Below are 22949 nucleotides of genomic sequence, written 5' to 3'. Positions count from 1 at the left end.
GACGAGCATCTCGAACACGTTATGTTTGAAAACGCTTGGGCTCTGCGTTAGGCTTCGATGTGTGCACCCACGACAAGGAGACACCAATGTCCGAGAAGAACAAAACGAGTGCCGCAATCGGTCTGCGGCTGCGTGCCGAACGCCACCGGCGGAAGTTGAGCCTGTCGCAGCTCGCTGCACTGACGGGAGACCTACTAGCCAAGTCGCGGATCAGCAACTACGAGCAGGGTATCCGGCGCATGGGGCTCGAGGAGGCGGTGATCCTCGCACGCGCCCTCGGCGATGTCTCGCCCGTCTATCTGCTATGTCTGGAGGACAGCGATCCGCTGTCGAGTGATGAGCTCAATCTACTGGCCCTCTACCGTGCGAGCGACAAACGTGGGCGGGCGATGATCGTCCAAACCGCCCAGGCGGAAACTGAACGCGTGCAAGGTCAACAGGCACAAGCGGCCTAGCCACGGGGATCCTCCTGGAAGTCTTTCAGCAGACGCTGAACGTGTTCTGCTCGCCCGCTCCGTAGGGGTGGAACGCAGGCCGAGCCGGTGCTCGGCCCGCGTTGTTTGAGAGATCGACAGGACGCTTCGGATACCCTTCGTACGCACGCATCCGAATACTCTCCAGAGCATGGACAACACAGCCTGTTACATTCGCTCATGGGCAAGGATTTTTAGATCCTTGTGGTTATTGCTATAAAATACTCAAATCGTGTCCAAAAGACCGGATTGGCGTTGAAAATTTGCTTGCCCCCAACGACGAACTTCGGTTAGTTTCGGACCTGCCATCATAATGCCTTACGATTGTCATGGTTTGGACGTGTACAGCCATCGCTGCGTGCACGAATCGTCGAGATAAAACAACACCTAGCCGTCAAAGTAACGGCCGACTGCCGTCACCGCTGTCCGAAAAAGAACGGCCCCGACCCTCCTGGTCAGGGTCACAACCTCTGTCGAGACACGGAGCGTCGGTCGCGGATATGGCAGAACCATCATCAGCGTCAGGGAATCGGTGCGGTCACGATCCAACCGCTCCGCGCTGGTTTGCTGCCCCACCTGATCACAAAGCGCGTCCACCGATCATCCGTAAGTTGGTCGAGCGAATACGCGATTTCTATGACGATCCGCAGAAGATCCCGAGCCTGGCAAACGCTCTGTTCGGTCGCAAGCAAGCCGCCGATCCTGACGGCCTGCACCAACCTCGCCAGATGCGCTCCGAGCGCCGGGAAGCCTGCTGTGCCCTACTCGGCGCGGTCGCCCACTACTGTGACCTGCCTTCGCTCTGTTTGAGCGTGCCGCAACCGGACGGCACCCTGCTGCCGATCTGCATGGACACCCTCGCCGAGCGCGCAGAGCTGAGCCTGCGCCGTGCCGAGCGCGCAATGCGCGATATCGTCTGCGGGGGGCTCCTGACGATCCATCCGCGGTGCGAGCGTCAGGAGGACGGCAGCTATATCGGCCGTGCTGCGATCCGGGTCGTTCCCGCAGCCCTTTTCGGTCTGTTCGGCCTTGAGGCGCGGCTGGAGCATGACCGGCAACGGATCAGCCTGAAGCGTTCTCAGGATCGCGGCGGGACGCCGAACCGCACGGCTTCCGCCCGCCTGAAGATCGGAGCGCGCGCCATTCTCGACCGAGTCGCGGGCGGCGGCACTGCGTGTCAACCGGCCGCGGCCCAGATCCCCGATTTCTCGTCCGACTCCCATCCCCTCTCCGGCGGCACATTCCCGCACAGCAAGCACATCGACGCCATGCGCGCGATGCTGGACGTCACCGGCTCATCCCGGACGATGGTCGGCACCGGAACCGAGACTCGCCACGATCAGCCGGTCATCGGCGACAAACCAGATGCATCCCCGCTACACTGCGACACCTCATAGGGCGAACACCGGTGTGACCAACGCATCATCTCTTGTCCGATAGTGTCGGCGACCCCCCCGCTTGTCCTGAGCCCCACCCGTTCACCCTCTCCGGACCATCCAGAGCATCGATTTCAGCTCCCGCCAGGCGGTTAGCGCTTCGTCGGGCCCTGTTTGCCTGTCCCATGGGGCAGCAAAGCCGTCCGAGAGCGTGCCAGGGCGCGGCGCCGAGAATTAAGTGCCGGGGTATTGCGAAGAAGTGACGGGGCTCGACCCCGGACAGGCCCGCATGACCGCAAGATGGAGGTTATGTGACGGCCGATAGGCCCCTTAAGTGGTGGAGCTCATCATCCGGTTCTTCATCTAAACGGCGAAGGAGCGCTAGCCTTCGGCTACGCGCGTCTCATGGACTCGCTGACGCTCGTCCGAAGAAGAAGGGACCAGGGGGAGCGATACCAAGCCCCATGCCGATTACGCGCCCCACTCCCGGCAGCAGGAGCGGACTGCGTCGATCCCGTTCGGGGATCCGACGTTCCAGGGTTTGTGTATCGGTCAGGCGTCGGTGCGCACCGCCTCGTTCCGATTCTACGTTTTTCGTAGAGCCGAAGGGAAGACGTTCCTTGACGATCGAAAGATGCCTCGATCGCCCAAGACATCTGCATCCACACCCTTCGGGCGTCGCCTGCGCGATGCCCGCAATCGGATGGGAATTGCGCAGGATCGTCTTGGGGTGATGATCGGGCTCGACGAGGGCGCCAGCAGCGCCCGCATGAGCCGCTATGAAAGTGGCGTTCATGCCCCGCCAGTGATGACCGCAAAAAGGCTGGCGGATGTGCTCGCGGTACCGTTGGCCTACTTCTACTGCGACGACGACCGGCTGGCCAACATCATTCTGGGGTACGGGCAGATGGACGAGACGGGGCGAGAGCAGCTGGCGGTACTGACGGAAGAGACAATGGCACGGAAACGCTGATAGGGATGTGAACAAGCCTCAGCGATCGCCGATGATCGTGACGACAACCATGCGCTCGGGCCGCGGTCCGTCGAACTCGCAGAAGAAGAGGTTCTGCCAACGCGACAGGCCGAGCTCGCCGTCGATCACGGGGACTGTCTCTGAGGGTCCGACCAGGCCCGCCTTGAGGTGGGCATCGCCGTTGCCGTCTTGGGCGTCATGTCGCCACACCCCCTTCGGGATTTGTTTAGCGAGGAAGTCGATGACGTCCTCCTGGACGCTGTCGTCCCAGTTCTCCTGGATCATGATCGCGGCCGTAGCGCCTTGGGCGTAGACATGGACGATGCCGTCGCGGATGCCGCTGCGCGTGACCACGTCTTGGACCTGGCGGGTAATGTCCACCAGCTCCTGGTCGCGGCGGGTGGTCAGGTGGATGATCTCGCGCATGGTTCGGGGCCCCTCGAATCGATGTCGGCGCTCTGCATCGGCACCGCTCTCAGCCCGGGGCCGTCACCGCCAGGGCGATCGTCACGGCCGCGAGCACGGTGCAGAGGGCCATGAAACCATGGACCAGCCGCACGTAACCAGGGGTGCCGACGCGCACCCCATGGCGTTGCATCAGGCGCCGCTGGACCAGTGCGCGACCCGCGAAATAGAGGTACATCCCCGACCCCACCAGCCCGACAGGTGGCCATCGCGGATGGTCGAAGAGCAGCAGGACGCCAGCGAGCGGCAGTACCCAGAGTGCGAGCGTGTCCCAGATCGCCTCGGCGCGGTTGTCGCTCCAGATCACCGCGTCGACGCTCTCGCGCGGCTCGACCAGACCCCAGCGGGCACCGATGCGCGGGGCGAGCGCGACGACTACTTGGCCCAGCCAGACGCCACCGGCGACGACGACGAGCACCAGGCCCCAGATGGTTTCGATGATGGACATACGGTCCTCCAGGCGACGACTCGGCGTGCTCACAGGGTGTGCCGAGCCGATTGGCAGGTTCTACACGATCGCCGAGAGGGGTCTCATGCATGTGCCGAGAAATCCGGCCCCGGTCTAATCCGCCGCATCTCGAAGGCTCGCAAGCCAACGATCGATCAAGAATGACGGTATAGCACCGACCGTCCGCCAGACGATGCTGGCACTCTCGCTGGATGTTCCGACAAGCTCCGAGGCATAGCCGATCACGGGGCCAGGGTGCCGTGCCCGGCTGCACTCCCAGCAGGGTACAGCACCGACCAAGGTATGGTATAGCAATGCTCGCAAGATGCCGTAAATGATGCTCAGATTTATGTTTATGCTAGGTTTTTTACCAACGTCCGACGCGCCTGATCTGCTTCTGATCTTTATCTATTCAGGTGCCGCCACCCCCGTGGCAACCGCCCATCGAGCCTGTGGCTTCGCCCCCGGACCGCTCGGCCCCCAACCGCCGCCCCGTTCAGCGATTCATTCGGTCCGGCACCGATCGACCACCGCCATGAATCCAGCCGTCGCTTGGGACCAGGGGGAGCGGCCCCAAGCGTGGGTGTGAATCCATCGTACGCCCGAGCGACGCGGGGCGGGCAACCGGGCGTGACCACCCACCACCCTAAGGAGTACATCATGGTGAAAGCTGTTTGGAAGGATTGCGTGATCGCCGAGAACGCGCGGGTCGAGGAGATGGACGGCTATGTCTATTTTCCGATCGCATCGGTGCGACAGGATCTGCTGCGGCCGAGCGAGCGGCGCAGTGTCTGCCCCAAGAAGGGTCAGGCGCACTATTTCCACATCGTGGTCGGTGACGACTGCAACGTCGACGCCGCCTGGCGCTACCCCGATCCGAAACCATCCGCCGCGCGCATCGCGGACCATCTCGCCTTCTGGCGCGGGGTTGAGGTGGTACGTTGAGCGGTCACAGCGGGAGCTGATCGAAGCGCGTGGCCCGCCAGTGGGCTGCGGCCGGTCCCGCGAGTCAATACGACCATTCCACGACTTGTCATCACCAGTGACAGCATATATGCTGTCACTATGATTCCAGTCGTGCTGGATACGAACGTCTTCGTGGCCGGTCTCCGCTCGACTGATGGGGCATCGCGTCTCGTGCTGCGCCACGCCCTGCAAGGACGCCTGCAACCCCTGTTTGGCAACGCGCTCTGGCTGGAATATCAGGAACTTCTGAATCGCCCGGTCTGGGGCACCCAAACGACTCCGGAGGAGCGATCCACGGTCCTTGCCGCGCTTGCCCGCCAAGGGCGGTGGGTGCGCATCTACTATGGCTGGCGGCCCAATCTCCCGGATGAAGGCGATAACCATCTGATCGAGCTCGCCATTGCAGGCCACGCAGAGGCGATCGTGACCCACAACGTTCGGGATCTGCGTTTGGGTGAGCTGCGCCTCGGTCATCTTCGGATCTGCACACCGGCCGAATTCCTGGAGGTCTTGGCATGAGCACCCTGACAATCCGTCTTCCGGACGATACCGCCGAGCGCCTGCGTGCCCTGGCGCGCAGCCGGGGCCTGAGCGTCAACAAGCTCATCGAGGAGTTGAGCTCTCAGGCATTGGCCGCCTGGGATACCGAGAGCCACTTTCGGGCGTCGGCGGCGATGGGTGACCCGGCACGCGCCTTAGCTATCCTCGATCGTCTGGATGCCGCCGAAGCAGATGCGACGCGTCCTCGCGATTAGCGCGTGAGCAATACCCTATCCGGGGCGTTTCATCCATAAGGGCGGGGTTCCAACAGGCACTGCTATCCCCGATGCAATCTCCTTCACCACCGCCACACGAACGCCTCGCCGGCGCCATCGAGCGCGTCACCTTCCACAGCGAGCAGTCCGGCTTCTGTGTTCTGCGGGTCAAGGTCAGAGGCCAGCGCGATCTGATGACGGTGATCGGCAGCGCTGCGTCGGTCTCGGCCGGAGAGTCCATAGAAGCTCAGGGCGCCTGGGTCAACGATCGCGAGCACGGGCTGCAGTTTCGTGCCGAGCAGCTCCGCGTGGTCCCGCCGACCACGCTCGAAGGCATCGAGAAGTATCTCGGCTCCGGCATGGTCAAGGGCATCGGTCCCCACTTCGCCCGCAAGCTGGTGCGCGCCTTCGGCGAGGCCGTGTTCGATGTCATCGAGAGCACGCCCGAGCGCCTCGAAGAGCTGGAGGGCATCGGCCCGAAGCGCCGCGAGCGGGTGTCCTCGGCATGGGCCGAGCAGAAGGTCATCCGCGAGATCATGGTCTTCCTCCAATCGCACGGAGTGGGCACCTCGCGGGCCGTGCGGATCTACAAAACCTACGGGGACGAGGCCATCCTCAAGGTCACCGAGAACCCCTATCGTCTGGCGCTCGACATCTGGGGCATCGGCTTCAAGACCGCCGATCTGATCGCGCAGAACCTCGGCATCCCGCGCGACTCGCTCATTCGCGCCCAAGCCGGCGTGCGCCATGCCCTGCAGGTCTGGTCCGAGCAGGGGCACTGTGCGGCCCCGCCCGAAAAGCTCGTGACGATGGCGATCAAGCTCCTGGAGGTTCCGGCGGCGATCATCGAAGAGGCCATTGCGAGCGAGCAGACTGCCGAGAATCTGATCCTGGATCGGGAGCTTCTCTTCTTGACTCCCTTGTATCGAGCCGAGGTCGGGTGCGCGTCGCACATCCAGCGTCTGCTGCGCGGTGCGCCGCCCTGGGGGTCGATCGATCCGGAGAAGGCTCTGCCTTGGGTCGAGGCACAGACGGGATTGACGTTGGCGCCTTCGCAGCGTGCGGCGGTCGAGACCATGCTGGCGAACAAGGTCTGTGTCATCACGGGCGGTCCGGGGGTGGGCAAGACCACCCTGGTCAACAGCCTGCTGCGCATCCTGCACGCCAAGCGCCTTTCGGTCGCCCTGGCCGCACCGACGGGTCGCGCCGCCAAACGCTTGACCGAGACGACCGGACTCGAGGCCAAGACGGTCCACCGGCTGCTGGAGTTCGATCCCAAGACCTTCCGCTTCAAGCGCGATGCCGAGAACCCGCTGGAGACGCAGCTCCTGGTCGTCGACGAGGCGTCGATGATGGACACGGTGCTGATGAATCAGCTCCTGCGCGCGGTCCCGAACGATGCGGGTCTGCTGATCGTCGGGGACGTCGACCAGCTGCCCTCGGTCGGCCCCGGCGCCGTACTGGCCGACCTGATCGGCTCCGGGGCAGTGCCGACCGTGCGGCTGACCGAGATTTTCCGCCAGGCGCTCAGCTCGCGAATCATCGTCAACGCCCATCGCATCAACCAAGGCGAGATTCCGCTTGCTCCGGCCAAGGGCGAGGTCAGCGATTTCTATCTGATCGAGGCCGATGATCCCGAGGACATCGCCGCCAAGCTCTACGCCACAGTGACGACGCGCATCCCTCGCGGCTTCGGCTTCGATCCGGTCGAGGACATCCAGGTACTGGCGCCGATGAACCGCGGCGGTCTGGGCGTGCAGGCGATCAATGTGGAGCTGCAACGCCTGCTCAACCCCACTGCCGAGCCGCGGGTGCAGAAGTTCGGCACCACCTATGCGCCCGGCGACAAGGTGCTGCAGCGGGTCAACAACTACGACAAGGAGGTCTTCAACGGGGACATCGGGCGGATCGCGACGATCGATCCGGAGCAGAGCACGGTGACCGTGACCTTCGATGGCCGGGCGGTGGAGTACGACTTCTCGGAGCTCGACGAGCTGGCGCTGGCCTATGCCGCCAGCATCCACAAGTCTCAGGGCTCGGAATATCCGGTGGTGGTGATCCCGCTGGCGATGCAGCATTACCAGCTGTTGGAGCGCAATCTGCTCTACACGGCCGTGACACGTGGGCGCAAGTTGGTGGTGATCATCGCCGAGACGAAGGCGTTGCGGATGGCGGTCAAGCGGCGGGAGTCGCAACAGCGTGTGACACGGTTAGGGGAGCGGTTGCGGGAGGGGGTCGGGGGTTCGTTCCCATAAGCCTGGTCGTTCCGGTTGCCCGGCTTGAAGATCGCGGTCTTGAGCAACGGGACATGGCAAGAGCCGGAACTTCGATTCTTGCTGAACTCTCTAGAATTGTTCCAGTTGCGGTGATGTTCCTGTTCGTTGCCTTTTGGAAGCGACCTGATGCGGTTAGTGCGTTGGCCACCCTGTTTAGTAACGGAACGGTTGGACGTTGGACCGCGCGCCATCCATTGGCGCAAGGGGCTGGGGCTGGCGTGTCGGTTAAACGGCCTCGCCGACCAGATCGCAATAGGCATACCAGCTAGCGTAACCAAGCAACGGGAAGATCACGACCATGCCGACGAAAGCCGTCAGCGCGCCGACCAGCATCAGGCCGAGGATCAATCCCGCCCAACGCAACATCGGCCCGGGATTGAGGGTGACGGCCCGCCAGCTCGCCTGCACACCGGCAACCGGGCCGGCATCACGATCGACGATCAGCGGAACCGCGATCACACTGGCCGCGAACACCGCCGCGCCAAGCAAGGCACTGCTCACCAGCGTGAAGAGCATCATCAATGGGTCCATCCCGCCTCCTAACAGGGTCACATAGCCACTGGAGGTCGGCGCCAGCGTCGTCACTTTGATGGCAAAGATCACCGCCGTGGCCAGCGCCCAGAAGGCGACAACGAACACCAGAAACAGCCCGAACAATGCCAGGCTTGAGCGCCGCTGACCATACAGCGCAAAGCTGGCGCGAATCCCGATCTGTTCACCGGCCAGCTGGCGACGCGCGGTGACGTAGAGCCCAGCGGCCAGAAAGGGGCCCAGCAGCAGGAGCACGATCAGAAACTTCAACGTCAAACCCGGCATCGCCTGGCTCATGGTCAGTGCCCCGAAACCGGCTAGGGCGCAGAGCGAACCATAAAATAGACTGACGAAAGGTGTTTTCTTCAGTGTGCGCCAGCCTTGCCCGAGCCACTGCAGGGGCGCATTCGAGGCCACCCGCTGGATCGATAATGTATCGGCTTGGACGACATCCCGATGCGTATCGGTTGAGGGAAAGGGGATTGATTCTGTGGTCATTGCGAAGACTCCCGGGGTTGATGACGGCAAAGTCGGGCGCTCGTTTGAACCGAGTGTCGACTCATCTGCCCTGGATAGGTTTAAGTAAATAGGAACGTAAGAAAATAAGTATTTTCTAATAAAGAAAGTCCCTGATCACTGATTGTAGGAGAGGGACTTGATGTGGTTTGGCGAGACCCACCGCTTGCCGCCATGACCCGCACGTACTCAGCATGCTCAACGTTTTCGCCCACCACAGCGCGTTCCGGGGCGTTCGGGGCGTTCGGGGGGCAGTCTATGTAACGCGTTGGTAGGGCAATCGTCGGCTGTCCGCGCGACTTCGGACTCCGACCGCCGAAAATCCTGTGTCAGGAACTGGCTGTCCAGAGTCGCTCACAGGGTTGACTGCGACAGACCGCCATGCGTCCTGAACAGTCGCTCGCGACGAGGCGGAACGCGAGCACCTGCCCCTCACCGCCGTGACTCACAAGGCCGCTGCTGCTCTCCGCCTTCTCCCGAAACTCACGACCGGCTTCGCGCGCGCCGCTCTGCTGCATACAACGCCGGCTCCTTGACGTACCTCAGATACACCACCATGGTGCGCGACCAGCTACACAACGAGAATCTGGCCTACCCGCCATGACGGGCACGTAAGCGGCTTGTGGTGATCATCGCCGAACGGAAGGCGTTGCGGTTGGCGGAGAAGCGCCGGGAGTCGCCGCAACGGATCACGGCGTTGACGGCGATTAGCCGGTTAGGAAGATTGAGTGTCATGGTCCGCGCCGCGGTGTGATCCCGACAAGCATCTCTGCCTGTTCCGGTGTGCCAAAACTTGGCACCTGACGCAGCGCTCCAGACTACGCGGATCCTGCAGGCCGGACCTCGGCGCCCGAACTTCGCACCTTCGAGACTCCCCCCCCTGCATAAAGGGTCACGAAAGGTCGAGGATTTGGGGACTGGATCCGTACCGGAATCTTGTCCTTCGAACGGTCGAGTTTTTGGGGCTTGCGGCCGGACTCGGAGCATCATCAGGATCAACCCGCGAACCGGATCCCCATGCCAATGTCACCCCATGAGATCGACCTTTACCCGCCGGAACTGCTGGCCCGCCTACGCACCTGTCGTCATCTGCTGGTGCTCACCGGCGCAGGTGTCTCGCAGGAGAGCGGCATCCCCACCTTTCGCGATGCCTTGGACGGCCTGTGGGGTCGCTTTGACCCGACGCAGTTGGCCACGCCGGAGGCCTTCGACGCAGATCCGGCGCTGGTCTGGGGCTGGTACGCCTGGCGCCGAGCGCAAGTGCTGCTCTGCGAGCCTAATCCGGCGCATCGGGCCATCGCCGCCTTGGCCAATCGAGTTCCTCGCCTGACCCTGGTGACCCAGAACGTCGACGGTCTGCATCAGCGTGCCGGCAGTTCGGATGTGCTGGAGCTGCACGGCAGTCTGCATAGCCCCTACTGCCGGGATTGCGGCTATCCGCATGCTCCGTCCGCGTCCGACCCGCCGTGCGATGTTGCACTAGAAGGCGCCCCGCTCCCGCCGCCGCGCTGCGAACGCTGCCGCGGACCGATCCGCCCCGGGGTCGTCTGGTTCGGCGAATCCCTACCCGGCGAAGTCTGGGATGCCGCCGAGACCGCCGCCAATACCTGCGATCTCGTGTTGGTCGTCGGGACCTCCGCGCTGGTCTATCCGGCCGCCGAGCTGCCTTTGACGGCGCTCGCCAGAGGTGCCGTCGTGGTGCAGATCAATCCTGACAGGACCGATCTCGACGACCTTGCAACGTTTCGGATCGGAGGTACCGCCGCGCGGGTGCTGCCCGAGCTGGTACTGCAGGGCTGGCCGGATGCGGGCTTTGGGTGAACCCGTTTACGAAAGGTCGAGGATTTGGGGAACAGGTGTCATTTCCGTGCCCGAAGTTGTCACCTTTTGGCTGGCGGCAAACCGAGCTTGATCGTTGGGTGGATTAGTCGCGACCAGTAGAGGATCGGTCCGAAAGGTCGAACTTTTGGGGACCAAACGACACCGTGGGGTTCGCGGCCGCCCGTTCTCGCCATCTCTCGAGAGTATTCTCCGTCGGCGCCGCAGGGGAACAGATGCGAAAGGTCGAGGATTTGGGGCGGTCTGCGATGCGGTCCGCGGATCCTCGGGATCGACACCCGTCGAGGGCTGGATCCGCTGGAAAGGTCGGAGATTTGGGGAACCCTTCATCAGCGATGGTTGCTTCATTTCAAGTATTTGTTTTTAAGGTCGTTCCTAAAATCATCTCGGTCCGAAAAGTCGAATTTTTGGGGCAACTCGTGCTGCGGTTCGCAGGCGGTCAACGTCGGCGCTGGTCTTGATGCCCTGCGGATCGGCTGGAACACTCGAAAGGTCGAGGATTTGGGGCAGCGATCCTTGATCTTGTCCCGCGCGAGATTGGCACCTCCCGGCCAGCGTAAAACGGAACGGTGTTGCAGAGCTGGCATCATCGCGTCCAGCGAGCGATCGGTCCGAACGGTCGAGGGTTTGGGGCCGCATCCGACGAAAGCTCGATTCACGGGAAAGGTCGAAGATTTGGGGAACCCTTCATCAGCGGTGGTTGCTTCAGTGCAAGCATTTGTTTTTAATTTCATTTCTGAATTCATCTCGGTCCGAAAGGTCGAACTTTTAGGGCAAATCGTACTGCGCTTCGCAGCCGGTCAGCCTTGGCCTTGGTTCCCTTCGGATCTGCTGGTTGGAGCGAACGGTCGAGGATTTGGGGCAGTTTCCATAGCGATCAGGATGCGCTGGAACTTGGCCTGGTGAACTCTTAGCCTTATGAAAAACAACAACAGTGATCGAGCTAGGTCCACCGGTGTATCAGGTTCCTCGAAAGGTCGATGATGTGGGGGTCTGTTGTTGTCCTATTAGTTAAGAGTTAACAACAATTAAAAGGCGTGGTAACTAATTGAAAATAAATTGAAATAAATGACGAAAGGTCGAAGATTTGGGATTTATCGGTCGGAAATTTGGGAAAATGGACGCAACTTGCTGTTCACAAAAAGTTTTAAAGGTCGGGGATTTGGGGATGAACGGTCGAAGATTTGGGGGAGAATCTCAAGAGACTGAAATATTTATAGTTATGCTGTTTGATCTTAAGCCGAAAGGTCGAGTTTTTGGGACAAAGGTCGGGGATTTGGGGACGAAAGGTCGAATTTCTGGGGAAAGGTCGAGTATTTGGGCAGGCCGGTCTGGATCGAGCCTCAAGGTACCGATGCGATCCTCGCCAAGCGGGTAAGGTTCGCGCTGAAAGGAACGGTCGAAGTTTTGGGGCCATACGAAAGGTCGAGGATTTGGGGGCTTACCGCGGTTATCCCGAAAGGTCGAAAAAAATCTGACACGTCTCGACCGTATAGGCTACCCTAGGGTCACGCAGGGTCCACGGCATGGGATGATGCAAGAGCTTGCTCAACAGCATAGGAACGAACAACTCCTCAAGCCCACGGCGACGATCCATGTTGGCAATCGGTTATCGTTGATCGAGCGGAAGGTCTTCAACGCGATTATTTGGCACTCCCAGAGTCAGCGTTCCGCCAAGACCGCGAATGTCATGTCCGTCGATTTGCTGATGTCGCTCATCGGTCTGGAGCGCAGCAAGAACACGGACGTGATCAGGGATGCGCTGGAGCGCCTGACCACGAATCCGATCGTCTGGAACACCCTCAAGAAGGACCGGACGGCCGATTGGGGGGTCTGCACCTTCCTCGCCGGCGCGGAGATGAACAGTGGGCGGTTACGTTATGTCCTGAATCCGCTGTTGGTCGAGAAGGTGGAGCATCCGACCTTGTTCGCCAAGATCCAGCTCCTCGTCCAAACCCAGTTCTCGAGCAAATACTCCCTCGCGTTTTACGAGTTCTTGATCGACGAGATGTGCCGTTCCGGCAATCCCAAGACGTATGCCTTTACAGTGTCGTTGGACACGCTCCGGCATGTTCTCCAGTTCGATGGCATCTACAAACACCTGAACAGCGACGTCCTCAAGCCATGCGTGAAGGAGATCAACACGCACTCCGATATCGCGGTGGCCTACAGCGGTGTCAAGAAAGGTCGTGCGGTGGTGGCCCTGCTCCTCACGATCGAGCGCAAAGCCGCGCAGCTCGCGCTTGTCGATCTGGTGGCTGTCGACACCTCCGGCGAGCCTGGAACCCATGTCGAGCTGCTGAAAGATCCGTTGGAGCAAATGCTCGTTGTCCGGGGTGTCGGTAAACGCAAGGCGAAGGCGCTGGTGGAGACCTATGACGAGACGCGGATTCGCGAGAACATCGCGTATGTCGAGCGCGAGTACCAAGCCGGCAAGGTCAAGGTTCTCTCCGCCTATCTGATCCGGGCGATCGAGGAGGATTACCGGCCGAAGGTCGAGGCCGCGCCACGCCTCGTCCGGTCGGAAACGACCGAGCGCGAGGCCGCCGAGAAAGCTCGCGAAGCACTCCTGACCGACTGGAATCGCTATCGCGAGCGCCGGGTTCGCGAACGCTTCGCCGCCCTGTCGTCCGGGGAACAGGAGGCACATCGCAGTGCGTTCGTCGAACGGCTGGTCCACACGAGCTCGATCCTCAACATGCAGTTCAAGAAGGATGGCTTTGCGAGCCGGATGGTGGATGCACAGTTCTTCTCGGAGCTTCGCGAGGTGTTGCTGAAGAATCCCGAAGAACTGGATCTCGAAGCCTATCGCGCGAGCCTCGTGGATGCCGTCGAGGCGGTGGCCGCCGGGTCGGCGCGCTGAACCTCTCGCCGCCTTCCGACAGGAGCCTCGTCCATGGAGTTTTTTGCCACCGCGCGCCTCGTCGCGTCCGCTGATCAGCTGCGCGATCGGATCACCGGGCCGCGCCTGGTCGAGCACTGCGCGGCAATTGACCGGGTCTTGAGCTGGCGTGAGGAGATCGATTCCGGCGAAATCTACTGCCTCTGGGGCCAGTTCCATGTGCGGCGCGAGCCGATCCGCGACGGCGTGCGTTTCACCCTCCCCGGCTGCCCGAACGCGCTGGCTTGGACGGTGACGGCGGAGCCCGATGGCGTGCTCGTGCATTGCACCATCAACCGCACCGAGCACGATCCTGACTTCATCGAGTCGATCGAGACGTTCGTGGAAGATTGGCGCAAGGGGCTGGAACGTCCGGGGTTGTCCGAGCAAGGCGCACTTTGAGGTCCGCGTAAAGCATCGTCCCTTGCCCTCTGCCCTGAACACGCACTCGGGCCCCGTGGTCGTCTGACTCTCCGGATCGCGATCTTGGCGAGTGAGTGCGAATCAGGGGGCGATCGCGATCATCTGAGTTTTCGCCTGACCTTTCCCATAAACAACTCAACGCCGGGATAGGGTGCAAATACAAACGGCCCTTGAAGCTCCCCGTCAGCAACATCCCCGTGGGAGCAACCCGACAGGCGAGACAAGAACAGCCGGAGATCGGATGCGTTGCGCGCGTGTTTCACGTCGGTTGTGGCGTGCGTGATGAACTCGTGCACGAGCATGACTGCTCGCCCCGCCCGTCGTCGATCTGCCTCGGCCAGCGTGCCTGCACAAGCCGTGAACAACTGGTATCGCAGATCCCCGGCCTTGGGCTGACCGCCACTCCGTGGCTTCAGGAGCAGCGTCGCCAAACCTTCGATCCTGGCGATGCCGTTGGACCTGGGATTCTCGATGTGCCGCTCCAAGGCGGCGGTGAGCACGGCGCCGAGGGTTTCGCCGTAGGGCTCGTCGGCCTTCGCTTCGACCGCCAGCACAAAGGGACCAAACGCATCGTTTGCGATGACGAGGAGGTCGGTGTTCCGAGGTTCACCGGGAAAGGCATCGAAGCGAAGCTTTGCTTCCGGTTCCGCGTCCCACGACAGCACGTCGTCGAAACGCGGGTGGCCGGCCAACACCTCCAGAACCTCTTGCGGCATGGTTGTCCCCCCGCCCTCGAGCCAAGCCCGGGAGCGACCGTCAACTCACTGCTCGCCTTCGGACGGCATGACGCTGTACTTGAGCGCGGGCGGACCCGGCGGCAGCTCCACGAAGCTGTCGCCGTGCGCGGCGATCACGAATTGGCGCTCGACGTCGGCGCCGGATGCCTGCGGGTCGGGATCGAGGTAGGCGGTGCCGATCCAGCCCGGCTCCAGGATGGCCGGGATCTTGGGTCCGACAAAGCCACGGTCCAGGAGCGCCTGACTCACGCCGTAAGAGCGCACCTGGATGGTCTCGCCCGACTCCACCCGCGTGGTCGAACGCAGTACGGAGACGACCTCCATGCGATAGACCACGTCGAAGCGCTCCGCTCGATCCGCAGCGGTCTGCACGTCCAACACCTTCACTTCGAGGACGGCTTGGGCATCGGCCTTGAGTCCCTCCACCGCATCCGGCGGCAGAACGGCGCTGACCTTCCCGGCCAGGATGGCGAGCAGTCCGACGACGGCGATGACGGTGGATCGCATCAAACGGGTTGTAGGCAGGAGGATTCCTCCGAGACAGGGCAAGGATTTCGACAAGGCAACAAAAAATGCGGCCCGAGGGCCGCATTGTTGGTCTGGTAAGCCGTTGACTGCAATTAGTTCGGGAGGATCGCGACACGCCCCTGGAACACGGCCTCGTGGTAGGCACTGGTCGCGAGCAGCTCGGTCACGTTCGGTTCAGCCAGCGAGCTGGCGACGTCTTCCAACTCGCTGCCGGACAAGCCACCTTGGTGCAGAGTCGCGAGCAGGTGCTCGGTCTTGAGCTCTGCGGCGATCCGGCTCTGTTGCGCGAACCAGTCTTGGCCGGCCTCTGTCGTGACGGACCGGTCGTGCGCGGTGATGCGATCAAGATCGAGTGCCGGCGTCTTGGTGTCGGACAACACGGCGGGAGAGGCGATCAGGGTCGCGATCAGGATCAAGAGTGTGGATTTCATGAGTCTTTGCTCGGCCATAAAATAAGTTAATGCTAATATACCGATGCAAAGAGCCTGAGTCAAATCGTCGGAAAACGCGCCATCGTTTCGGAAATATCTGCAAAGGTGCGAAACCCTTCATCCCGGTTACGGCGGGGTTCCTCGGCCACCGGTCACTGGAAGGTACTCTCGATCAGCTGCGCGATCTCCTGAGCGATTCGCTCGTTGATCTCCTCCGGCAGCGCGAGCCGGTTGTACATCGCGTTCTGGCCGCAGTACAGACGCGCGAGCAGACGCTTGATGTCGTCGAAACCATCGAACCGCCAGCCGATCAGGCCCGGCCGCAGGCGCTCGTAACGGCCCCGGCAGAGCAGGCGCAGCACGTGCGGGATGGTGTCGCCGACCTTCTCGCCGAAGTGCAGCCAATGGGGCCATGCCTCGGTGAGGGCGGCGAAATAGGCGCGGATCTCGGGGATCTCGGCGGTCTCGCGTGGGTCGTCGTCCCAGCCCTCGAAAGCGAAGGTCAACGTGCCCTCCCACTGCAACGCGGCCTCGCGGGTGGACGAGAGGGAGGTCAGCTTCTCCAGCATGGGCGCGATGTCGCAGGTCATCACCGACTCGCGAGTGATGGCGATGACGAGGATGTCGTCCTTGGCGGGCGAGAGGCGGGCCAGCAGGTATTTCGGTGAGTGTGTGGACATGGTGTCAGGGTTCCGATCGGTGCGCGTGCGGTGTGGCGGGTGCGATCTGGATCGGGGCGGCTTGGGCGTTGGTCCAGTGCCAGACGGCACGGGTTGCCATGCAATCCTGAATGGCGCGATGGGCATTGCCGGGCCAGACGTAGCCGACATGGTGCGCAGCGAAGGCGAGCTTCTTGCGGCGCCAGGTGCCGTGCGTATGACTCCATTCCCCGAAGACTTGCGCGAAGGCTTGCATGGCGCAGGCCACTTCACCTGCTCCGGCCAACTCCCGGACCAGGAAGCCGGAGTCGAACGGCGCGTTGTAGATGACCACCCTTGCACCGGCGACGACCGCGCTGATGTGTGAGCGCAGCTCGACGAGTGACGGTGCGTCTGCGATTGTCGATGGGTCAATCCCGTTGACCTTCTGCGCGCTTGGCCAGGCAGTCCGGCATTGAGGGTGCACGAGGGTATCGAGCAGGATCTCGCCCGCGTCGTCGAGGATTCCGATCTCCAGGATCTCGTCGTGGAGGGGGTCCAGCCCAGTGGTTTCCAAGTCAAGAAAGATGGTTCGCATGTTCAGCTCCTTGCGTTTCCGTGATCATGTCGTAGCTCATCCAACAGGGTCCGCAGCGCATCGGCATGTGCCGTCCGCCCGTCCTCCAAAGCCTCTTCCAGATTGCGGGTCTTCCCCGCACCGGCGGCGATCGCGGCCTTGGCCTGTTTGGCGGTTTCCTGCTCGCGCTGGAGGTTGTTCTCGGTTCGCGAGCCGACCTTTGTGGGCCAAGGCGCGGTCGCGCTTGCCCACGAGCGCCTGCGCCAGGCCGGCATTAGCCGTCGCTTCGGTGGCTTGGCGCTGGGCCTCCTGCAGCTCGATTGCCACGATTGCCAGCTGCTCGATGGGCGATGGCGATGATGGGATATCGGCCTTGGCGGGCGAGAGGCGGGCCAGCGGGTATTTCGGCGAGCCTGTGGATATGGTCTCACCCTTCCGGTCGGTGCATCCGCGGTGCGGCGGGCGTGGTCTGGTTCGGCGTGGCTTGGGCGTTGGTCCAGTGCCAGACGGCACGGGTCGCCCGACAGGCCGCGAGGGCGCGGTGAGGCCGGCCGGTCCAAACGTGGCCGATATGTGCTGCGGCCACGCCGAGCGGGGGGCACTGCACGGCGTCCCGCGGATCCGTACACTCGCCCGCAACCGTGGCGTAGGCCCGCATGGCGCATTGGACCTCGGCGGCATGCGCGAGCACCTCGCGCAACAAGGGAGCTTGGTCGGCGGCGTTGTAGATCACCACCCGCGCATCCCACACGGCCTCGATGATGCTCGGGTGCAGCTCGTCGATAAGCGGAGCGTTGGCCACGTCCTCGGGCGCGATACGGGCGATCCGCCAGGCGTCGGGCCAGATCGTCGGAAGGCGCGGATGCACCGAGCTGTCGAGCAGGATCGCGCCCGCATCGTCGAGGAGCGCGATCTCCAGGATCTCGTCGCGATCGGGATCCGGGCCGCTGGCTCGGAGGTTTAGATAACAGGTGCGCATGCTCAGCTCCTCCCCTGTGGTTGTGCATGTTGCAGCGTCTCGACGAGTGCCCGCAGCTCATCGGTCCGGGCGGCGCGCTCGGTAAGCGTGGCCACCTCCACACGCAGGTCCGCGAGTTTCCGCTCCCCTTCCGTGCGAGCCGTCCGCTCCTCCTCCAAAGCCTCCTCCAACTTGCGGATCTTCCCCGCACCGGCGTCGATCGCGGCCTTGGCCTGGCGGGCGGTCTCCTGCTCGCGCTTGAGGTCGGCGGCGAGCCGGTCTTTATCGGCCAAGGCGCGGTCGCGCTCGGCCACGAGCGCCTGCGCCCGGCCGGCCTGAGCCGTCGCCTCGGCGGCGCTGCGCTGGGCATCTTGCAGCTCAGCGGCCTGCTGCTCGATGCGTGCCTTGCGCTCGCTGGCGATGGCGCGCGCCTCCTTCACGTCGGCGCGTGTGCCTTCATGGGCATGTCGCTCGGCGGCAAGTTCGGCCTTGAATGCGTCGATCTCGGTTTTGGCCTTCTCGAGTTCGCCGTCGAGGCGATTGATCTCGGCGAGCATCTCGGTGCGCTCGCGCTCGATGTCCTTGCGGAGATTGGCGAGGGCCTCGCGCTCGGCCTCGATCTGAGTCTGGGTTTCCTTCCAGGCCGCCCCCCAGACCTGACGCATCGCCCCCTCGACGGCCACGGGCATCGACGGGAGCGTCTCGACGCGTCGCAGGTCGTTCTCGGCCTTCCACTCCCCCAGCCACTTGGTGATGTTGACCGTGGAGCCGCCGCCAAGGCGGGAGCGGATGCTCACCACGGTTGGCGTCTGGCCTTCCAGGAGAAGGGCTTCGGCGGTCTCCAGGACCTGTTCGCGCGTCAAGCCGGTTCGTGCCATGGGGGATCTCCGTGGGGTTATATCCATATCATAACAAAATATCGAAATTATGTAATGTTATGTTACCGACAGCCGACGACATTCGGCGGATCGGGCTGCATGGCGCGCGGAACGGCCCGGCCGGCTGCGCGCACCTGCGCGGACGGTGGGTGTTGGTCGGTTGGCAGACGACGGGCCAGATTCGCGATGCGGGGGGCACGGGATGGGAGGTGCGATCAGATTGACTGAGGGGCGGTTCTGAAGATGAGTCGGTCCTAGCGCCAACTTGTCGACCGGGCCGATGCCCTAGACTCAGTGGCAGAGGTCTGGCAACTGCCCACGCCGCCCTGTGAAACCGAGCGGCGCGTCAGGCGATTCAGCACGTCGAATGCAACGCCCTGCCCCTTTCGGCTCGATACGAGGACTCGACCATGACCGACCATCCCGATCCGCGACATCTGGAGCTGGTGCGTCACGCCATCCTGGCGCCTTCCAGTCACAACACCCAGTGCTGGCGGTTTCGGTTGGGGCCGCACCAGATCGAGGTCCTGCCCGATTGGAGCCGACGCTGTCCGGTCGTGGATCCGGACGATCACCATCTCTTCGTCAGCTTGGGCTGTGCCGCGGAGAATCTGCTGCAGGCCGCGCCGGCACTAGGTCTGCGGGGCGAGGCGCGGTACCGGGGCACCGCGGGTGGTTCAGTGACGGTGGCGCTTGAGGCGGGACCGGTGGAGCGCTCGGCGCTGTTCGAGGCCATTGCGACCCGCCAGTCGACCCGTTGCCTCTACGATGGCCGCCCACTGTCGAGCGCGGAGCTGCGCGCTTTGGAGTCGGCCGGAACCGGCGCGGGCGTGCGGGTGGTGCTGCTCACCGATCGGGCGCCGATGGAGCGCGTGTTGGAGCTGGTCGTCGAGGGCAACCGCGCTCAACTGAATGATCCGGCCTTCCTCCGCGAGTTGAAGAACTGGGTCCGGTTCAATGCCGGGCAGGCGAAGGCAACGGGGGATGGGTTGTTCGCGGCCTGCACCGGCAACCCGAGCCTACCGGCGTGGCTCGGACGCGCGCTGTTCGAGCGCCTGGTCTCGGCCGAGGCCGAGAACGCGAAGGTGGTGCGCCAGGTGCGCAGCTCCGCGGGGCTCGCGGTGTTCGTCTCGGAGGTCGATGCGCCGGCCCATTGGGTCGAGGCGGGCCGTGCCTTCGAGCGCTTTGCCTTGCAGGCGACGGTGCTCGGGGTGCGCACTGCGCATCTGAATCAGCCGCTTGAGGTGGCCGCGCTGCGGTCCGAGTTGGCCGCCGCGATCGGGCTCGACCGGGGGCGGCCGGATCTCCTTGTGCGCTTCGGTCGCGGACCCCTGATGCCGCGTTCCTTTCGGAGGCCCGCGAGCCGGGTCGTCGTGGCGGCGTGACGAGGCGGGCCTTTGACCGGCGGATGCCGTTTGGATCGATCGGCGCGTGCGCCGGGAGACTGGCGGGGCCCGGTCCGGATGCGAAGGGTCAGCCCGGATGGGTTTGATGAACGGATCGCGCGTCCAGGCATCGAAGATCGTTGCCGATCAAGCGGCAGCGATGAGGCGAGCGTGATCGTCATCCTATCGTCAGCACGCATCGGCTATCTTGACCCGAAACCGATTGAACCGAGGAGAAACCCCGATGAAGAATCCACGTATCCCGGCCTTTACCCTGGCCTTCTCCGCCCTCGCCTTTTCGCTCGGCGCCGTGGCCGACGACGATGTCTACGGCATCGTCGAGAGCCGACCCGCGGACGGTCATATCGGTAAATGGGTCATCGGCGGACAGACCTTTACGGCCACCGCCGCGACCAAGATCGACACCGACGATGGCCCGCTCGACATCGGTGCCTGTGCCTCCGTGGACACGGAAGGCGAGCGCGTCGAGGAGATCGAGAGCGAGCCTGCGGAGAAGTGCTCATGAGCGAATCGGAACTGATGGCGAGGATCCCGGCATGATCGACGCGAAGCGTTTGCTCGATGAGTTGGTGGGCAGCGGTCTGGCGGGTGGCCTGGCCGGCGGTCTCGCCGGCGGGTCCCTGGCGGGCCTGCTGAGCGGGAAGAAGGGCAAGAAGGCCCGGAAGTTTGCGGGCTCCGCGGTGAAGCTGGGCGGGGTGGCCCTGGTCGGCGGATTGGCTTACAAGGCGTGGCAGAGTTATCAACAAGGCCAGCAGCCGGGCACGACGACGGCGATCGAGCCGCCTCCGAGCGGGAGCGCCTTCATCCCGGCCCCCGGGGATCAGCAAGGCGACATGGCCCTCGGTTTACTGCTGGCGCGCGCCATGATCGCGGCGGCCAAGGCCGACGGCCAGATCGATGTCCAGGAGAGCCAGACCATCCTCAACCAGATCAATGGCCTTTCACTGCCGGCCGAGGACAAAGCGTTCCTGTTCGAGGAGTACGGTCGCCCGCTGGACATCGCGGGGCTGGCGGCGACGGCGCGCACGCCCGAGCAGGCGGCCGAGGTCTATACCGCCTCGGCACTGATGGTCGACCCGCCCTCGCCCCCGGAGCGGATCTACCTGAATGCACTCGCCTCTGCGCTGGGTCTTGACGGCGCGCTGGCGGTACAGATCGAAGCCACCGTCGCCGCCAGTCGGGCGGGGTAAGCGGTGGACGCGACAGGGCAGGATGTGCTTTTCGGATGGACCATAAGCCACACGACCGGGCGGGGGCCCGGTCCCGATGCGAAAGGGAGAATGCGATGAGCTTGATGAACGGACTGCTCGGCAACGCATCGAAGGTCGATGCCGAGAAGGCGAACAGCGATTACGCGAAGATCCTCGGCAACGGCGAACAGATCGAGCACGCCTACCGGTTGGTGCGCGACGCCGTCCTCTTCACCAATCGTAGGCTGATCCTGATCGACAAGCAGGGGCTGACCGGCAAGAAGGTCGAGTATCTGTCGATCCCCTACAAGAGCGTGGTGCGCTTCTCGGTGGAGTCGGCCGGTCACTTCGATCTGGAGGCCGAGCTCAAGCTTTGGACCTCGGGGATGTCCACCCCGATCCAGAAGACCTTCAGCACGGCGGTCGACATCTACGAGGTGCAGGCGTTGCTGGCGGAGTACGTGGGGCGGTGAGGGTGATGGCGGTTGTCTGTGCCCGCTGCGACGCCACCTCGGTGTCGAGGGCGTGCACGGGGTTCGCTGTCGCCGTCGTGCGTGCCCGTCCTTTGCAAGCGGTGCCGAAAACCCCTCAACCCTGTGGAGCAGCCCGATGAGTTATGCCTTTGGCGTAGAGATCGACCACCCTTTCGACGCGTCCGTGGAGCGCGTCGTGGCCGCCTTGGCGGCCGAACGTCTCGGAATCGTCAGCGACGTCGATGTCGCCGCGATTCTGAGAAACAAGCTGAACGAAGAGATCGGCGGCTATCGCATCCTGGGGGCCTGTGCGCCAGGGCTGGCCAGCCGCGTGATCGGCTCTCGGCCCTCTGCGGGGGCGCTGCTGCCCTGCAACGTCGTGGTTCGGGAGGTGTCGCCGTCACGCACCGCCGTGGATTTCATGGATCCGGTTCCCGTGCTCGCCTTGGTCGAGGACGAAGTAGCCGATCAGGTCGCCGCCGAGGCGCATGCCATTCTGGAACGGGTGGCAACGGCACTGAAGGCGTAACGCGGACGTCCGGGCAGGTGCGCGCGGCCGGCATAGTTGCGCGCGGCCGGCATGGCGCTCTGCGGCGAAGGGGGCAACCGATCGACATGCATCCTTTGAACAGGAAACGCCATGCTCGGTGACGTGATCCGGACCGAGCGACTCCTCCTGCGGCCGATCGGTGTCGAGGACCTGAGCGTGGTGCAGACCGCGGCCGGGCGGCGCGAGTTGGCCGACACCATGATCTCCATTGCGCATCCCTTCTCGGCGCAAGACGCCGAGCGCTATGTTGGATCCCGTGTCGAGGCGATGCAGCTGGGGTACGGCGTGGCCTTCACATTCCGGACGCATGTCCCCGCGGTATTCGTCGGCTTCGCCGAGCTCCGGGACATCGAGCCCGAGCACGCCCTGGCCGAGTTAAGCTTCTGGCTGGCGGTCGAAATCAGGGGGCGCGGGTACATGGCGGAGGCACTCGCTGCGGTCCTGCGCTACGCGTTTCGGGATCTGGACCTCAACCGGGTCTATGCCTACCACATGGTCCGCAATCCGACGTCGGGGCGGGTCCTGTCGCGCTTGGGTTTCCAAGTGGAAGGGCTGTTGCGGCAACGGGTTCGCAAGTGGGGCCTGTACGAGGATGTCGTCTTGCAGGCGCTGTTGCGTTCGGAGTGGTCCGAGACGGCCGGTCCGCCTGGTTGACCGCCGG

General features: G+C 63.4%; 27 protein-coding genes and 1 pseudogene. 16 read left to right on the top strand and 12 right to left on the bottom strand.

What is annotated here, in order from left to right; translation table 11 throughout:
- Positions 1-86: 86 nt before the first annotated feature.
- The 3 genes from AADX97_RS06560 to AADX97_RS06550 all read left to right on the top strand — a co-directional run bounded on the left by AADX97_RS06560 (position 87) and on the right by AADX97_RS06550 (position 2822).
- Entirely contained in the window at positions 87-455 is a 369-nt protein-coding gene (locus tag AADX97_RS06560; RefSeq protein ID WP_374236545.1) for a helix-turn-helix domain-containing protein, read from the top strand.
- 629 nt (positions 456-1084) lie between these two features.
- Positions 1085-1870, top strand: coding sequence for a hypothetical protein (locus tag AADX97_RS06555; protein ID WP_374236546.1), 786 nt, complete (start codon positions 1085-1087; stop codon positions 1868-1870).
- A gap of 613 nt (positions 1871-2483) precedes the next feature.
- A complete protein-coding gene (locus AADX97_RS06550; RefSeq protein ID WP_374236547.1) occupies positions 2484-2822 on the top strand; it encodes a helix-turn-helix domain-containing protein in 339 nt (112 codons plus the stop codon).
- A gap of 18 nt (positions 2823-2840) precedes the next feature.
- Here AADX97_RS06550 and AADX97_RS06545 read toward each other — a convergent pair whose 3' ends face one another.
- Complete coding sequence (locus tag AADX97_RS06545; RefSeq protein WP_374236549.1) at positions 2841-3248, bottom strand: secondary thiamine-phosphate synthase enzyme YjbQ; 408 nt, start codon at positions 3246-3248, stop codon at positions 2841-2843.
- 49 nt (positions 3249-3297) lie between these two features.
- Positions 3298-3735: a hypothetical protein gene (locus AADX97_RS06540; protein ID WP_374236550.1), complete on the bottom strand. Its 438-nt coding sequence runs from the start codon at positions 3733-3735 to the stop codon at positions 3298-3300.
- A 660-nt stretch (positions 3736-4395) separates the two neighbouring features.
- Between AADX97_RS06540 and AADX97_RS06535 the strand changes: the two genes are divergently transcribed.
- From AADX97_RS06535 to AADX97_RS06520, 4 genes are all read left to right on the top strand, one after another.
- Complete coding sequence (locus tag AADX97_RS06535) at positions 4396-4680, top strand: DUF427 domain-containing protein (protein ID WP_374236551.1); 285 nt, start codon at positions 4396-4398, stop codon at positions 4678-4680.
- Positions 4681-4812: 132 nt separating this feature from the next.
- Positions 4813-5220: a putative toxin-antitoxin system toxin component, PIN family gene (locus tag AADX97_RS06530; RefSeq protein ID WP_374236552.1), complete on the top strand. Its 408-nt coding sequence runs from the start codon at positions 4813-4815 to the stop codon at positions 5218-5220.
- Positions 5217-5456, top strand: a complete 240-nt coding sequence (locus tag AADX97_RS06525; RefSeq protein ID WP_374236553.1) for a ribbon-helix-helix protein, CopG family — start codon at positions 5217-5219, stop codon at positions 5454-5456. The genes AADX97_RS06530 and AADX97_RS06525 overlap by 4 nt, the downstream gene beginning before the upstream one ends.
- Before the next feature lie 71 nt (positions 5457-5527).
- A complete protein-coding gene (locus tag AADX97_RS06520) occupies positions 5528-7711 on the top strand; it encodes an ATP-dependent RecD-like DNA helicase (protein ID WP_374236554.1) in 2184 nt (727 codons plus the stop codon).
- 246 nt (positions 7712-7957) lie between these two features.
- Here the strand turns inward: AADX97_RS06520 and AADX97_RS06515 are convergent, their stop codons facing one another.
- Positions 7958-8761: a DUF2189 domain-containing protein gene (locus tag AADX97_RS06515; RefSeq protein ID WP_374236555.1), complete on the bottom strand. Its 804-nt coding sequence runs from the start codon at positions 8759-8761 to the stop codon at positions 7958-7960.
- A gap of 1041 nt (positions 8762-9802) precedes the next feature.
- On the opposite strand from AADX97_RS06515, the gene AADX97_RS06510 reads away from it, so the two are divergent.
- On the top strand, positions 9803-10600 hold the full coding sequence (locus AADX97_RS06510) for an NAD-dependent deacetylase (RefSeq protein WP_374236556.1): 798 nt from the start codon (positions 9803-9805) through the stop codon (positions 10598-10600).
- A gap of 362 nt (positions 10601-10962) precedes the next feature.
- On the opposite strand, the gene AADX97_RS06505 is transcribed toward AADX97_RS06510, so the two are convergent.
- Entirely contained in the window at positions 10963-11364 is a 402-nt protein-coding gene (locus AADX97_RS06505; protein WP_374238575.1) for a hypothetical protein, read from the bottom strand.
- Positions 11365-12149: 785 nt separating this feature from the next.
- Here AADX97_RS06505 and AADX97_RS06500 point away from each other — a divergent pair.
- Both AADX97_RS06500 and AADX97_RS06495 read left to right on the top strand, forming a co-directional pair.
- Positions 12150-13481, top strand: a complete 1332-nt coding sequence (locus AADX97_RS06500) for a replication initiation protein (protein ID WP_374238574.1) — start codon at positions 12150-12152, stop codon at positions 13479-13481.
- 33 nt (positions 13482-13514) lie between these two features.
- Positions 13515-13901 carry a hypothetical protein gene (locus tag AADX97_RS06495; RefSeq protein ID WP_374236558.1) on the top strand — a complete coding sequence of 129 codons (387 nt, stop codon included), beginning with the start codon at positions 13515-13517 and terminating at the stop codon, positions 13899-13901.
- A gap of 119 nt (positions 13902-14020) precedes the next feature.
- Here AADX97_RS06495 and AADX97_RS06490 read toward each other — a convergent pair.
- From AADX97_RS06490 to AADX97_RS06455, 8 genes and pseudogenes are all read right to left on the bottom strand, one after another.
- Positions 14021-14653 (bottom strand): annotated as a pseudogene (locus tag AADX97_RS06490) (hypothetical protein); the annotation flags it as partial.
- A gap of 30 nt (positions 14654-14683) precedes the next feature.
- On the bottom strand, positions 14684-15166 hold the full coding sequence (locus AADX97_RS06485; protein ID WP_374236559.1) for a hypothetical protein: 483 nt from the start codon (positions 15164-15166) through the stop codon (positions 14684-14686).
- 113 nt (positions 15167-15279) lie between these two features.
- Positions 15280-15618: a hypothetical protein gene (locus AADX97_RS06480; protein ID WP_374236560.1), complete on the bottom strand. Its 339-nt coding sequence runs from the start codon at positions 15616-15618 to the stop codon at positions 15280-15282.
- A 152-nt stretch (positions 15619-15770) separates the two neighbouring features.
- Complete coding sequence (locus AADX97_RS06475) at positions 15771-16298, bottom strand: chlororespiratory reduction 6 domain-containing protein (protein WP_374236561.1); 528 nt, start codon at positions 16296-16298, stop codon at positions 15771-15773.
- A gap of 4 nt (positions 16299-16302) precedes the next feature.
- The gene (locus AADX97_RS06470) at positions 16303-16854 is read right to left on the bottom strand and encodes a 3'-5' exonuclease (RefSeq protein ID WP_374236562.1); all 552 of its coding nucleotides are present in this window, start codon (positions 16852-16854) and stop codon (positions 16303-16305) included.
- Between the two features lie 2 nt (positions 16855-16856).
- On the bottom strand, positions 16857-17108 hold the full coding sequence (locus tag AADX97_RS06465; protein WP_374236563.1) for a hypothetical protein: 252 nt from the start codon (positions 17106-17108) through the stop codon (positions 16857-16859).
- Positions 17109-17260: 152 nt separating this feature from the next.
- Positions 17261-17812 carry a 3'-5' exonuclease gene (locus AADX97_RS06460; RefSeq protein WP_374236564.1) on the bottom strand — a complete coding sequence of 184 codons (552 nt, stop codon included), beginning with the start codon at positions 17810-17812 and terminating at the stop codon, positions 17261-17263.
- A gap of 2 nt (positions 17813-17814) precedes the next feature.
- The gene (locus AADX97_RS06455) at positions 17815-18669 is read right to left on the bottom strand and encodes a DNA-binding protein (RefSeq protein ID WP_374236565.1); all 855 of its coding nucleotides are present in this window, start codon (positions 18667-18669) and stop codon (positions 17815-17817) included.
- Positions 18670-19079: 410 nt separating this feature from the next.
- Here AADX97_RS06455 and AADX97_RS06450 point away from each other — a divergent pair, with 410 nt between their 5' ends.
- The 6 genes from AADX97_RS06450 to AADX97_RS06425 all read left to right on the top strand — a co-directional run bounded on the left by AADX97_RS06450 (position 19080) and on the right by AADX97_RS06425 (position 22942).
- Positions 19080-20054 (top strand): Acg family FMN-binding oxidoreductase, encoded by a 975-nt coding sequence (locus tag AADX97_RS06450; protein ID WP_374236567.1) that lies wholly within the window; start codon positions 19080-19082, stop codon positions 20052-20054.
- A 244-nt stretch (positions 20055-20298) separates the two neighbouring features.
- Positions 20299-20580, top strand: coding sequence for a hypothetical protein (locus AADX97_RS06445; protein WP_374236568.1), 282 nt, complete (start codon positions 20299-20301; stop codon positions 20578-20580).
- A gap of 31 nt (positions 20581-20611) precedes the next feature.
- Complete coding sequence (locus AADX97_RS06440) at positions 20612-21265, top strand: tellurite resistance TerB family protein (RefSeq protein WP_374236569.1); 654 nt, start codon at positions 20612-20614, stop codon at positions 21263-21265.
- 95 nt (positions 21266-21360) lie between these two features.
- Complete coding sequence (locus tag AADX97_RS06435; protein WP_374236570.1) at positions 21361-21738, top strand: PH domain-containing protein; 378 nt, start codon at positions 21361-21363, stop codon at positions 21736-21738.
- 136 nt (positions 21739-21874) lie between these two features.
- Positions 21875-22267: a DUF302 domain-containing protein gene (locus tag AADX97_RS06430; RefSeq protein ID WP_374236571.1), complete on the top strand. Its 393-nt coding sequence runs from the start codon at positions 21875-21877 to the stop codon at positions 22265-22267.
- A 111-nt stretch (positions 22268-22378) separates the two neighbouring features.
- Positions 22379-22942 carry a GNAT family N-acetyltransferase gene (locus AADX97_RS06425; RefSeq protein WP_374236572.1) on the top strand — a complete coding sequence of 188 codons (564 nt, stop codon included), beginning with the start codon at positions 22379-22381 and terminating at the stop codon, positions 22940-22942.
- The last annotated feature ends 7 nt before the right edge of the window (positions 22943-22949 follow it).

Source organism: Thiocapsa sp. C2-2m, from assembly GCF_041903745.1.
In the GTDB taxonomy this organism is placed as follows: domain Bacteria; phylum Pseudomonadota; class Gammaproteobacteria; order Chromatiales; family Chromatiaceae; genus Thiocapsa; species Thiocapsa roseilacustris.
This window is presented reverse-complemented; position numbering and strand designations above follow the sequence as displayed.